13 protein-coding genes are annotated in these 12,610 nt (G+C 63.2%); 3 read left to right on the forward strand and 10 right to left on the reverse strand.

Going from position 1 to position 12,610, the window contains the following annotated elements; genetic code table 11:
- Window positions 1-35: 35 nt before the first annotated feature.
- From HYH07_RS31185 to HYH07_RS31220, 8 genes are all read right to left on the reverse strand, one after another.
- A complete protein-coding gene (locus HYH07_RS31185) occupies window positions 36-455 on the reverse strand; it encodes a thioesterase family protein (RefSeq protein ID WP_092230816.1) in 420 nt (139 codons plus the stop codon).
- A 12-nt stretch (window positions 456-467) separates the two neighbouring features.
- Entirely contained in the window at window positions 468-1,229 is a 762-nt protein-coding gene (locus HYH07_RS31190) for an SDR family NAD(P)-dependent oxidoreductase (RefSeq protein ID WP_220006060.1), read from the reverse strand.
- Window positions 1,230-1,253: 24 nt separating this feature from the next.
- On the reverse strand, window positions 1,254-3,137 hold the full coding sequence (locus HYH07_RS31195; RefSeq protein ID WP_220006061.1) for a feruloyl-CoA synthase: 1,884 nt from the start codon (window positions 3,135-3,137) through the stop codon (window positions 1,254-1,256).
- Window positions 3,134-3,943, reverse strand: a complete 810-nt coding sequence (locus HYH07_RS31200) for a crotonase/enoyl-CoA hydratase family protein (RefSeq protein ID WP_220006062.1) — start codon at window positions 3,941-3,943, stop codon at window positions 3,134-3,136. The genes HYH07_RS31195 and HYH07_RS31200 overlap by 4 nt, the downstream gene beginning before the upstream one ends.
- A gap of 255 nt (window positions 3,944-4,198) precedes the next feature.
- Window positions 4,199-4,660, reverse strand: coding sequence for a DUF3237 domain-containing protein (locus HYH07_RS31205; RefSeq protein WP_220006063.1), 462 nt, complete (start codon window positions 4,658-4,660; stop codon window positions 4,199-4,201).
- A gap of 12 nt (window positions 4,661-4,672) precedes the next feature.
- Complete coding sequence (locus HYH07_RS31210; protein ID WP_220006064.1) at window positions 4,673-5,992, reverse strand: TRAP transporter large permease; 1,320 nt, start codon at window positions 5,990-5,992, stop codon at window positions 4,673-4,675.
- Window positions 5,993-5,994: 2 nt separating this feature from the next.
- Complete coding sequence (locus tag HYH07_RS31215; protein WP_057746393.1) at window positions 5,995-6,504, reverse strand: TRAP transporter small permease; 510 nt, start codon at window positions 6,502-6,504, stop codon at window positions 5,995-5,997.
- A 217-nt stretch (window positions 6,505-6,721) separates the two neighbouring features.
- Entirely contained in the window at window positions 6,722-7,738 is a 1,017-nt protein-coding gene (locus HYH07_RS31220; protein ID WP_220006065.1) for a TRAP transporter substrate-binding protein, read from the reverse strand.
- A 252-nt stretch (window positions 7,739-7,990) separates the two neighbouring features.
- Here HYH07_RS31220 and pobA point away from each other — a divergent pair, with 252 nt between their 5' ends.
- Window positions 7,991-9,160: a 4-hydroxybenzoate 3-monooxygenase gene (gene pobA, locus HYH07_RS31225; RefSeq protein ID WP_220006066.1), complete on the forward strand. Its 1,170-nt coding sequence runs from the start codon at window positions 7,991-7,993 to the stop codon at window positions 9,158-9,160.
- Between the two features lie 247 nt (window positions 9,161-9,407).
- On the forward strand, window positions 9,408-9,863 hold the full coding sequence (locus HYH07_RS31230) for a PaaI family thioesterase (protein WP_220006067.1): 456 nt from the start codon (window positions 9,408-9,410) through the stop codon (window positions 9,861-9,863).
- Here the strand turns inward: HYH07_RS31230 and HYH07_RS31235 are convergent.
- A complete protein-coding gene (locus HYH07_RS31235) occupies window positions 9,820-10,704 on the reverse strand; it encodes a LysR family transcriptional regulator (protein ID WP_220006068.1) in 885 nt (294 codons plus the stop codon). The two genes, HYH07_RS31230 and HYH07_RS31235, sit on opposite strands and share 44 nt — an antisense overlap.
- Window positions 10,705-10,827: 123 nt before the next feature.
- Between HYH07_RS31235 and HYH07_RS31240 the strand changes: the two genes are divergently transcribed.
- Window positions 10,828-11,457: a pyridoxamine 5'-phosphate oxidase family protein gene (locus HYH07_RS31240; RefSeq protein WP_220006069.1), complete on the forward strand. Its 630-nt coding sequence runs from the start codon at window positions 10,828-10,830 to the stop codon at window positions 11,455-11,457.
- Here HYH07_RS31240 and HYH07_RS31245 read toward each other — a convergent pair.
- Window positions 11,454-12,539 (reverse strand): AbrB family transcriptional regulator, encoded by a 1,086-nt coding sequence (locus HYH07_RS31245; protein WP_220006070.1) that lies wholly within the window; start codon window positions 12,537-12,539, stop codon window positions 11,454-11,456. The genes HYH07_RS31240 and HYH07_RS31245 overlap by 4 nt on opposite strands.
- Window positions 12,540-12,610 lie beyond the last annotated feature (71 nt).

A 12,610-nucleotide genomic window follows, 5' to 3' on the forward strand; every position in this document is an offset into this window, starting at 1 on the left:
CCCGTCTTTTGGCGATGCGGCGATTTAGCTCCGGATTAGCTCCCTGTGAATTTGGCGACCATTTCCGGAGGGAATGGTGCCGATTTCAGTCTGTCGGGGTTGTCGGGGTCGCGGCCGACCAGGACACGCGTCTCGAAGCCTTCGATGGCGAGCGCCTCGCCCTTGTAGACGTTGTGCTTCACCTCGAAGCTCGAGCGCTTGATGCTCTCGATCTTCGTTTCGATGGTGATCCAGTCGCCATAGGTCGAGGGAATGTAGAACTTGGACCGCGTATCGACCATGGGGATGCCCACCAGGCCGTATTTGCGAACCAGGTCCTGCTTGGAGAAGCCGGCGACCTCGAACAGGGTCGACGTCGAATCGTCGAACATCGCGAAATAACGCGGATAGTAGACGATGTTGGCGGGGTCGCAGTCGCCCCACTGAATCTGGACGTCGCGCCGGTTCACGAACATGCGTTGAGCGCCTTATTTCGGCGCCATGCGCAGCGAGCCGTCGAGGCGCACCACTTCGCCGTTGAGATAGGAGTTCTCGACCATGTGCAGCGCGAGCGCGGCGAACTCGTCGGCATTGCCAAGACGGCGCGGGAAGGGGATGGCGGCGGCGAGCGAGTCCTGCGCTTCCTGCGGCAGATTGGCCAGCAGCGGCGTCAGGAACAGCCCGGGCGCGATGGTTAGCACGCGGACGCCGAACTGGGCGAGCTCGCGCGCGATCGGCAAGGTCATGCCGACGATGCCGCCCTTCGAGGCCGAGTAGGCCGATTGGCCGATCTGGCCGTCATAGGCGGCGACCGAAGCCGTGTTGATGATGACGCCGCGCTCGCCTGATGCCTGCGGCTCGAGCTTGGACATCTCGGTCGCCGCGAGGCGCAGCATGTTGAAGGTGCCGATCAGGTTGACCTTGATCACCTTGTCGAAATCGGCAAGCGCCATCGGGCCGTCGCGGCCGACCACGCGTTTTGCAACGCCGATGCCGGCGCAGTTGACCAGTACGCGGGCCGGACCGTGGGCCTTGGCGGCCTGTGCGATCGCAGCTTCGGCGGAGGCCGCGTCTGAGACGTCGCAGGTGACGGCGACGCCCTTGATCTCGGCGGCAACGGCCTCTGCAAGCTTGGTATTGAGATCGCACACCGCGACCTTGGCGCCCTGCGCCGCCAGTTTTCGTGCTGTGGCAGCACCCAGACCCGATGCGCCGCCGGTGACGATGACTGCCTGATCCTTCAACAACATGGCGTTCTCCCTTGATGAGTTTCTTTAGCCGACCGATATGACGCGGTCAGACGGATTGGCAGCGTAGAGCTCTTCAATCAACGCGCCGCGATGCTCCAGCACCGCGCGCTGGTTGATCGAGCCCTTGTCGGTGACCTCGCCCTTGTCGATCGAGAGCGGCGTGTCCATCAGGATCGCACGGGTAATCCGGGTCGAGGAGCCGGTCGCCGAACCGAGAAACTGGGTCAAGCGCTCGCGGAACGCCTCGCGGACCAGCCGGTCGCGCGTCGCGACCACGAGGTCGTCCGGCGGTAGTGTCGGGTTGATCAGGCGGCAGCCGTCGAGATCGAGCACGATGAGTGCGGAGATCTCGTCACGGTTGATGCCGGCGATGACGACGTCGCGCACCAGCGGCGCGCAGGATGCGATGAGTCGCGCGCGCAAGGGACCGACGCTGACCCAGGTGCCGCTCGCGAGCTTGAAATCCTCGCTGACGCGGCCGTCGAAATCGAAGCCAGCGTTGAGATCGTCGGGATCGGCAGGCTTGAGCGCATCGCCCATCTTGTAAAATCCTTCCTCATCGAAGGATTTTGCGGTGATGTCAGGCTGGCGCCAGTAGCCGGGCATCACGTTCGGCCCCTTGGCGCGGACCTCGAGCTTGCCGTTGTTTGGCACCAGCTTGGCCTCGTTGCCGGAAACGGGAAGGCCGACATGGCCGGAGCGGCTGGTACGCGGATTGACCGACATGAAGAACGGTGCGGTCTCGGTGGCGCCGAGGCCGGTCAGCATCGGCACGCGATATCCCTTCTCCTTCACCGCGAGCTCGTCAAGACTGTTCCAGACGAACGGCGACAGCGCAGCGCCGGAGAAGAACATCGCATGCAGGCGATCGAAGAACTTTGCGCGCAGGCCCTGGTCGTCGCGCAAATAGGGCAGCAGCGATTCGTAGCCCTTGGGCACGTTGAAATAGACCGTCGGCGAAATCTCCTGGAGATTGCGCACGGTCTCCTCGATGCCGCCGGGCACCGGCTTGCCGGCGTCCAGATACATCGAGCCGCCATTGTACAGCGTCAGCCCGATATTGTGGTTGCCGCCAAAGGTGTGGTTCCACGGCAACCAGTCGATGATGACAGGCGGCTCGTCCTTGAGGAAGGCGAGCGTCTCGCGCAGCATCACCTGGTTGGCGCAGATCATGCGCTGGGTGTTGATGACGGCCTTGGGATTACCTGTCGAGCCCGAGGTCAGCAGGAACTTTGCGATCGTGTCGGGACCGATCTTCTCATGGAGCTCGTCAAGATCGCTACGGATCGGGGTTGCCATGAGGTCGGCGAGCAGGGTGACGTCGCGGCCCGGCACATGGCCATAGGACGCAGCGATCTCGGTACCGAGGGAGACATTGGCGGCGAGTGCGTCCGCGAACTTGTCGGCATCCTCTGCGAAAACGAGGCCGGGCGTCAGCAGCTTCATCAAATATGCGAGCTTGCCGTAATCCTTCGACACCAGCGAATAGGCCGGTGACACCGGGCAGAAGGGAATGCCGGCATAGAAGGCGCCGAAGGCGAGCAAAGCGTGGTCGATCGAATTGCCGGAGAGGATGACGACCGGCCGCTCCGCCGACAGGCCGCGCTGGATCAGCCCTGAGGCGATATGCCGGCTCGAAGTGAGCAGCTCGGCATAGGTGATCTTGCGCCAGGCCCGGCCACCCTCGCGCTCGGCCATGAAGACGCGGTCCGGGGTCGCCGTCGCCCAATGATGCAGACGATCGGTGATGCGGACGGGATAGTCGCCGAGGGGGTGCTTCGGCCGCAGATAGATCGTTCCATCGGCGCGACGCTCGACGTCGACGACGGGATCTCCGAACGAGATCGGCCGCAGCGGAGAATTGCTCACGCCGCGCTCTGTGCTGGAAGAGGACGGCTGTGCGCTCATGACTTCGGCTTTACCTTGGCGGTCTTGTGCTCGAGGAACTCGCGGATCCTGCGTTTTGCTTCCTTGTCGCTCTGAGCAACGGTGGCCATCAGCGATTCCATCAGAAGGCCCGTTTGCGGATTGGCCTCCGCGATCATCGGGAGCGCTTGAAGCACGGCGAAATTCGTCAACGGCGCGTTGGACGCAATCTTGGTCGCAAGCTCCAGCGCCTTGGGCAAGCCGTTGCCGGCCTCGGTGACATATTGCGCAAAGCCGTAGGACGCGCCCTCGGTCGCGCTATAGACGCGGCCGGTCAGCATCATGTCCATCATCCTGGCAACGCCGATCAGCCGCGGCAGCCGCACCGAGCCGCCGCCGCCGACGAAGATGCCGCGCTGCCCCTCCGGCAGGGCAAAATAGGTCGAGGGCTCGGCGACACGGATATGCGCCGCGCAGGCAAGCTCCAGCCCGCCGCCGATCACGGCGCCCTTTAGCGCGGCGATGACGGGGACGCGGCTGTACTGGATACGGTCGAACACCCGATGCCACATTTGGGAATGGAGAAGGCCGCCGGTGGCGTCGTGGTCCTGGAGCTCGGACAGGTCGAGACCGCTGGAGAAATGGTCGCCGATGCCGTGAATGACCACCGCACCGACATCCTCGGGCAGGGACGTAAAGCATTGGCCGATTTCGAGAATGATGCCGTCATTGAGCGCATTGCGCTTGGCCGGCCGGTTCAGCCCCACGGTCAGAACCCGGTCCACCCTCTCGATCTGAAGCAACCCGGAGGTGCCCGCGCCAGCGGTCTCGGCGTTTCCCTGTGTCATTTGCGTCCTTATCAGAATAGTTATGTTGTATAACGAATTTGGGAGGAGTCAAGGAGGGGGCCGTCAGGGAGGCAAAAGCCGTCCTCCAATTTGGTGTCGTCCCGGCCTAGTGCGCAATTGCGCACGGGGGCCGGGACCCATAACCCCAGGGTGGAATTTGGCGAAGATTGGTCGTTCGGTACTCCGACCGCCTGCAGCGGATCGATCACGCGGTATGGGTCGCGGCTTTCGCCGGGACGACAGTTGAGTGTGCGCTCACACCACCTGATGCACGTCGATCACCACGCGATCGGCGTGCCGCGCGGCTGAGCCGACAAAGATGTGCTCCATCAGCCAGCGATATTTCTCGTGCCCCGTCTCGAATTTCGGCACGGTCCGAAAATAGATCAGCTTCGGATCAACAGGTTCGCCACGCTTGAGCTTTTGCAGGAGTTCGATCGGGCCGAAGCGGATGCCCTTGTTCTCGACATAGACAACGGCGCTGTCGTCGGTCTCGAAGGCGTATTTGGCCTCCAAGTCGATCAGCTCGTTGGGGCGGATGGCCTGGAAGTCGGCGCCGAAAGGAAGCACCTTGCCTGATATCGCGCCCGTCACCTCACCGCCGATGATCGGGATGATGCGGCGGACGCCGATGCCGGTTTCGCCGGCGGTGACGACCTCGCCAATGCGAGCGGTGATGGTGAAGACGTATTTGGTTTCGAGCCCCGGTGCGGTCATCGCTTCGCCTCGCTAGTGCGCCATCATCCGCATCGGCAGCCATGTCGCCAGCAGCGGGAAGGCGATCAGGATCACCAGGCGCACGAGGTCGGTCGCCACGAACGGAATTACGCCCTTGAAGATCGTGGAAAAGGAGACATCCTTCACCACGCTCTTGATGACAAAGACGTTCATGCCGACAGGCGGATGGATCAGGCCAAGCTCGACGGTCATCACGATGATGACGCCAAACCAGATCGGGTCGAAGCCGAGATGCGTGATCACGGGGAAGATGATCGGTACGGTCAGGATGATCATCGCCATGGCGTCCATCAGGCATCCGAGCACGAGATACATCACCATGATCAGCGCCAGCACGCCGTAAGGGCCGAGGCCGAGGCCGGTGAGAAATTCCGTCACCTTCTGCGGCGTCTGCGTCACCGTGAGGAAATAACCGAAGATCAAAGCGCCGATCAGCACGGTGAACACCGCGGCCGCGGTGCGCGTCGCCTGCAGCAGCGAGGCCAGCACCTTCTCGCGGTCGAGCCTTCCGGTGACCATGCCGATGATGAAGGCGCCGGTGGCGCCGACGCCGCCAGCTTCCGTCGGCGTGAAGCGCGGCAGGAAGGGCAGGCCGTAGAGACCGCCGATCACGAACACGAACAGCAGCACCGGCGCCCAGATGTCCTTCAGTCCGGCGAAACGCTCGCGCCAGGGCAGCATCTTGCCCTTGGGCAGGAAGTCGGGGCGCAGATAGCCGATCAGGAAGATCGTGATCATGTACATGGTCATTGCCAGCAGGCCCGGAATGATGCCGGCGATGAAGAGCTTGCCGATATCCTGTTCGGTGATGATGCCGTAGACCGCAAGCACGGTGGAGGGCGGCAGCATCGCGCCCAGCGTGCCCCCGGCCGCGATCACCCCTGTCGCAAAGGACTGCGGATAGCCGAAGCGGCGCATCTCGGGATAGGCAACGGCGGAGAAGGTGGCTGCCGTCGCCACCGATGAACCGCAGATCGCGGCAAAGCCGCCGCAGGCGCCCACGGTCGCGATGCCGAGCCCGCCGCGCAAATGTCCGACAAAACCGTTGGCGGCGCGGAACAGCTCCCGGCTCATGCCGGAATTGCTGACGAACGAGCCCATCAGCAGGAACATCGGGATGACGCCGAAGGTGTAGTCGGTGACCGTGCGCATCGAGGTCTGGCCGACCAGTTTCAGCGCCGGCGTCGCGCCGACCAGATAGGAGAAGCCGGAGACGCCGACGAGGCCCATGGCCATGCCGACGGGCACGCGCAGCAGCATCAGGGCAAACAGGGAGATGAAGCCGATTACGGCGACGGCATCTGTGCTCATGATTATTCCGTCGCCTTCAGCTTGGGGTCGTGCATCTCTTCAGGATGGAAGATCAATCGGTAGGTGCGGATCGCGATCAGCAGCACGGCCGAGACGTCGCCGATCCAGGCGATCGCGAAGAACGGCCAGGTCGGCATGTGCATGTCAAAGGTCTGGACGTTGTCGTTGTAGGTGCCGCGCACCTTGTCGAACAGCGTCCAGGTCTGCACTGTGACGACGAACAGCAGCACCAGCGTCGCGAACACGTCGATCCAGCGCTGGTAGCGTGGCCCGACATTGCCCCAGACCAGATCGACCGTGATGTGCGTGCCGCGGTAGGAGGTTGCCGCGATGCCCCAGAAGATCAGGATGCCGAGCAGCATGCGACCGATGTCGAAACTGTCAGGGATCGAATAATTCAGCGTGTTGCGCAGCAGCACCGACAAAAAAATGTCGAGCGCGACGATACCGACGAACGCGGCGGCGATCCATTCGATCGTGTCGATGATGCGGTCCATCCAGGCGCGCTTCATGGGAGAGAGTCCTTTCGACCAGTTCGAGGTGTCCCCGCGATGGAGCCGCGCTCCCTCCCCCGCTTGCGACCCGCTTGCGGGGGAGGGGTGGGGAGAGGGTGTCTCCACAATCGAGAACGCCCAAGAGCAGAGAGACCTCACCCGGCGCTCGGGACGATGCTTCGCATCGCCCGGAACGCGCCGACCTCTCCCGCAAGCAAGCGGGAGAGGTGTAGTCTCACTCCGCCAGTGCGTTGTACTTCTTCAACGACGCCTTCAATTCCGCCAGCGCAGCGTCCGGATCGATGCCGGCCTTCTTGACGCCATCGCCCCAGGTCTTGACCAGCGGTTCGGCGGCCTTCTTCCAGGCGGCGGTCTGGTCCGGGGATAGCTTGTAGACCTCGTGACCTTCTTCCGCCTTCACCTTGTCGACGCCGGCATCTTCGAACTTGCCCCAGTGCTGGCCAACCACGCCGGCCATCTCGGTCGAGCAGTTCTTGTCCACCGCGGCCTTCTGCTTGTCGGACATCGCATTGTACTTGTCCTTGTTGATCACGAACACGAAGGTCGTGGTGTAGAGCGGCGCTTCCATGTGGAACTTGGTGACCTTGTCGATGCCGAACAGCACCAGCGAGCCCCAAGGAAAGGTGACGCCGTCGGCGACGCCGCGCTCGATAATGTCGCGCACTTCAGGGGCTGAGGACTGCACATTGGTGCCACCGAGCGCGGTGACGAAGTTCGCCATGGTCGCATGCGCGGGGCGGATCTTCATGCCTTTCACGTCCTCCGGCATGGCGATCTTCTTGCTGCGCGAGTGGAAGGACGAAGGCGAGTGGACGAAGGCGAGGCAGTATTTGACGTCCTTCATCTCCTTCTCGGCGTATTTGCGGTACCAGGCGTCCAGCCCCATCGAGCCGCCCTTGGCGTCAGAGATCAGGAACGGCAATTCGCCGGCGCCGATGATCGGGAAGCGGCCGGGCTGGTAGCCGGGATTGACATAGGTGACATCAGCGATGCCGTCGCGCGCCATGTCGTAATGGTCGAACGCCTTGCCGAGCTGCTGGGCCGGAAACACCTTGCCGGTGATGGTGCCGCCGGAATCCTTGTTCACTGCGGCCACCCAGTCTTCAAGAGACTTTTGCAGCGGATGCGAGGCCGGCACCCAGTGCGAGACCTTCAGGTCAACGGTTTTGTCTTGCGCGAACGCAGGCGTCACGCTTGCTGCCAGCAGCAAAGCCAGACAGGCCTTCCTCATCTCGTGTCTCTCCCCTTTTGTGACGGCAGGCTTCGATGGCCCGGCCTTGTTAATTAACATGTTATCTAATCGGCCGGCGCGTTCAAGCCGGAACTGCTGCTTCATCTACGTCAGCGGTGTTGCACGGATTTGTCGCCGTCCGAGCGACCAACCTCCCTTTTTGCCAAACCGTTATATGATATAATTATCCTGCGTGGATCAACGCGACAAGCGAGCCGCGACGAAAGCCTACAGGATCGGGAGGAGCAAGTATTGCGGACAAAAGTCGCAATCATCGGTGCCGGGCCGGCGGGATTGTTGCTCGGGCAACTGCTGCACATTTACGGTATCGATAATGTCATCCTGGAACGGCAGAGCCCGGACTACGTGCTCGGGCGCATCCGCGCCGGCCTGCTGGAGGAGGGCACCGTCGCGCTGCTCGATCAGGTCGGTGCCGGCAAGCGGGCGCATGCCGAAGGCCTGGTGCACGAGGGTATCGAACTGGCTTTTTCCGGGAGCCGCCACCGCATCGACATGAAGGCCGCCACCGGCAAGACGGTGATGATCTATGGCCAGACCGAGGTCACGCTCGACCTGATGAATGCGCGCAAAGCCGCCGGTCTCACCACCCTCTATGAGGCCAAGGATGTGCAGCCGCATGATTTCGACGGCAGTCACCCGCGTGTAACCTGGGTCAAGGATGGCGTCACCCACACGCTCGATTGCGATTTCATTGCCGGGTGCGACGGCTTCCACGGCGTCAGCCGCGCGAGCGTGCCTGAAACGGCGATCGAGGAGTTCGAGCGGATTTATCCGTTCGGCTGGCTCGGCATCTTGTCCGAGACGCCGCCGGTCAGCCACGAGCTGATCTATTCCAACCATGCGCGCGGCTTCGCGCTTTGCACCATGCGCTCGATGAAGCGCAGCCGGCATTACGTGCAATGCTCGCTCGATGACCATGTCGATCAGTGGCCGGACGATCGCTTCTGGGACGAGCTGAAGCGCCGGCTCGACCAGGAGGCGGCCGACAGTCTCATCACCGGCCCCTCGATCGAGAAGAGCATTGCGCCCTTGCGCAGCTTCGTCGCCGAGCCGATGCGTTTCGGCAAGATGTTCCTGTGCGGCGACGCTGCCCACATCGTGCCGCCGACCGGCGCCAAGGGGCTGAACCTCGCCGCCAGCGATGCGCATTATCTGTCAGGCGCACTTCGCGAGTTCTACGACGAGAAATCGAGTGCCGGCATCGATACCTATTCCGCCAAGGCGCTGGCGCGCGTCTGGAAGGCCGTGCGTTTTTCCTGGTGGATGACCTCGATGCTGCACAAATTCCCCGACAATGGCAGCATCGGCGCGCGCATCCAGCTCGCCGAGCTCGACTACGTCACGCAGTCGCCGGCCGCGATGACGTCACTGTCGGAGAATTATGTGGGGTTGCCGTTCTAGGACGATGCCGTAGGGTGGGTTAGTCAAGCAGGTGCGCGAAGCGCATCTGCTTGGCGTAACCCACCTCTTTGATTTCCGCGGAGACAGAAGTGGCGGGTTACGCCTACGGCTAACCCACCCTACGGCTCCGCCATTGCGGCGCTACCGTTTTTCAAACACCTGCGCAAATCCCGTTTAAAACTTTGTAATTGATGCGTTCGTCACGTCCATCGCGTTCAATGCTGTCAATCTACCACGCGAGACGCGCATGACCTCCATCGACATCCCCGAAGGCTTCGAGCCGCTCGCCCGCAAGAGTCCGATGACCGAACCGTGGGAGCCGCTCTACGCGAGGAAGACCGACCGTGCCGTCATCATCGGCCTGCGGCTGGCAAGGCCGCACACCAACGGGCGTGGCTTGATCCACGGCGGCCTTATCGCCGCGCTCGCCGACAACGCGATGGGCTACAGCTGCGCCCAGCTGACGAACTGGACCACCTCATTCGTAACAATCTCGCTGTCGATCGATTTCGTCGGCTCGGCCGAGACCGGCCAATGGTGCTCGATCGAGAGCGACGTGATCAAGACCGGCAAGACGATCTGTTTCGCGCAGAGCCTGGTCAAGGCCGACGGCGTCGTGATCGCGCGGGCCAGCGGCACGTTCCGCGTGGTGCCGAAGCCTAGCCAAAATTCCAATCCGTCGTCTCCACCACGAGATCGATGAACGCCCGCACCTTGGCCGAGAGCAGCCGCGAGGTCGGGTAGACGATGTGGATCGGCAACGCCGGCTGCTCGTATTTCGCCAGCAAGACCTTCAGGCGTCCGCGCTTCAGGCCCTCGGCGGCCTGATAGGCCAGCACGCGCGTGATGCCGCCGCCGGCTTCGGCATATTGCAGGGCGGCGTCGGCACTGTTGCTGATGAAGCGCGGAGATGGCGTCACCTCGATGCCCCGGCCCTCCTGCATGAAGTGCCAAGTTGCGGACGGACCAAATTGGATCGTCTGGTGCTCAGCCAGCGCCTGCGGCGTCCTCGGCTCGCCGTGGCGCTTGAGATAGCCTGGCGTTGCCACCGTGATCCGCCGCATCTCGCCGACCTGACGCGCGACCAGCGAGGAATCGGCGAGATGACCGATCCGCACCGCGGCATCGACGGCGTCCTCGACAAGGTTGACGAGATTGTCAGACAGCCTGAGCTCGGCCGCGACCTCGGGATAGCGCTTGAGATAGTCGGTCATGACAGGCCCGACATGGAGCCGGCCGAAACCCACCGGGGCCGAGACCACCAGCCGCCCGCTCGGCCGGTTGCGCTCTTCTCGCGCCGCGCCATCGGCCTCCTCGACGTCGGCGAGGATCCGTCGGGCGCGCTCCAGATAGCGCCTGCCGACATCGGTTAGCCGCACCTGTCGCGTGGTCCGTTGCAGCAGCCGAGCGCCAAGATACTCCTCCAGCGCTGCGATCAGCCGCGTCACGGCCGAAGGCGATAGCCGTAGCTTGCGCGCCGCCGGCGCAAAGCCGCGCAGGTCGGCGACGGTGACGAAGACGCGCATGGCATCAAGGCGGTCCATGGACATTATTGAATATATCGCAATGATGAAGTGTCAACTCGCCTGATTGTTTTAGGCGGCAGAAGGTTCATCTTGGGTGGCGAAAGACGCAGACATGCGCCGGAATTTTCAGGAGATATTCCGATGACCGCAGTTCATACCTATGCCAGCGACGTCGCCTTCACCCCCGCCGTGAAGGCGATCCAGGCACGCAAGGGCTCGCGCGAGGCCTATGACCGCGTCGAGCAGCGCGGCTGGCGCACCGAGGTCGACGAGAACCTCGAGGCCTTCCTCGCTGAGGCCAACAGCTTCTACTTTGCCACGGCATCCGCGGACGGCCAGCCCTACATCCAGCATCGCGGCGGCCCGAAGGGATTTCTGAAGGTGTTGGACAAGCAGACGCTTGCTTTCGCCGACTATGCCGGCAATCAGCAATATCTGACTCAAGGAAATCTCTCCGAGAACCCCAAGGCCTACATTTTCGTGATGGACTATGCCCATCGCCGTCGCGTGAAGATCTGGGGCGAGGCGCGCGTTGTCGAGGATGACGATGCGCTGACGGATGCGCTGATGCCGAAGGGCTATCGCGCCCGGCCCGAGCAGGTGATTCTCTTCAAGATCGCGGCCTGGGACACCAACTGCCCCCAGCACATTCCGCAAAAGTTCGACGCCCCGGATGTGGCGGTGGCGCTAGCCGCGAGGGACCAGAGGATTGCGGAGCTCGAGGCGGAAATTGCTGCGCTGAAGGGACAAGCGGCTGCGGAGGGCGGCTAGTCGTCCACGTCGTCCTGGGTGCGGCCGAACAGGTGCACGATGCCAGGCGTCGCGATCGTCACGAACACGAAGCGCGACAGGTGATGGGCGCCGACAAAGATCGGATCGATGTGCAACGTCAACGCCAGCGCCAGCATCGCATCCATCGCGCCGGGCGCGTAGGCGACGACGACGTCCGAGAATTTAACCTGCGTGGTGAGTGCGACGATGCCGACGAAGATGGCGGAGACAGCGATGGCCACCGCAAACGAGCCGAGCGCGGCGTTGATGTGGCCGGCCAGCGTCTTGATGCGCATCCGGGCAAAGCGGCTGCCGATCAGCGCGCCGATGCCGACCAGCGACACGCCGCGCACCCAGTTCGGCAGGCCGCCGTCGACCCAACCCGCGCCGTGCAGCACGCTGGAGGCGATCATGGCGCCGAACATCCAGCTCGCCGGAAATTTCATCAGCCGCAGCACGAGTGACGCCGCCAGCGAAGCGGCAACCAGTTCCAGAAGATCAAGCGGCGAGGCGATCGCGGTCGTCAGAGATTGCGAGACCGAGGGGGCGACGCCAGCGATCGCCAGCACCATCGGCAGCGCCGCCGTCAGGATGATCACGCGCATGGTCTGCACCACCGCGATACCAGGCAAATCGGCCCCGCGCTCAACCGCCAGGATGGTGATCTGCGAGAGCGCACCGGGGCTGCCGGCCAGGAAGGCCGAGGTGCGGTCCCAGCCATGGACGCGCTGCAGGTAATAGCTGGAGCCGAAGGTCGAGCAGAAGGTGGCGAGCGCCAGAAGCCCGATGGTCAGCGGATAGGCGCTGACCTGCTGGATCAGATGGCGCGATACGACCGAGCCCAGCGAAATTCCGAGCAGCACCAGCACGGTCTGGGTCAGGAGCGGTGGGACCGAGAGCTGACGTCCGGCAATCGCGGCGATTCCGACCGCGATCATCGATCCCGAGATCAACCCGCCCGGCAAGCCCAGGGCGAGGAACATCAAACCACCGGCCGCGCCGATGATAAGTGTCTCCGCGGTGCCTAAAACCTTGGCACGGCTCGGCCATTCGAACGGAAGGGAGGCGGTGATTTGCTTCACGCCGCCTTATCGCAAATCGGCGAGAGGGGCACAATTGCAGGCTCGTCATGCCGCAATGCGTGCGCCTCTCG

The sequence above is a fragment of the Bradyrhizobium sp. BR 10261 genome, from assembly GCF_019455395.1.
Lineage (GTDB): Bacteria > Pseudomonadota > Alphaproteobacteria > Rhizobiales > Xanthobacteraceae > Bradyrhizobium > Bradyrhizobium manausense.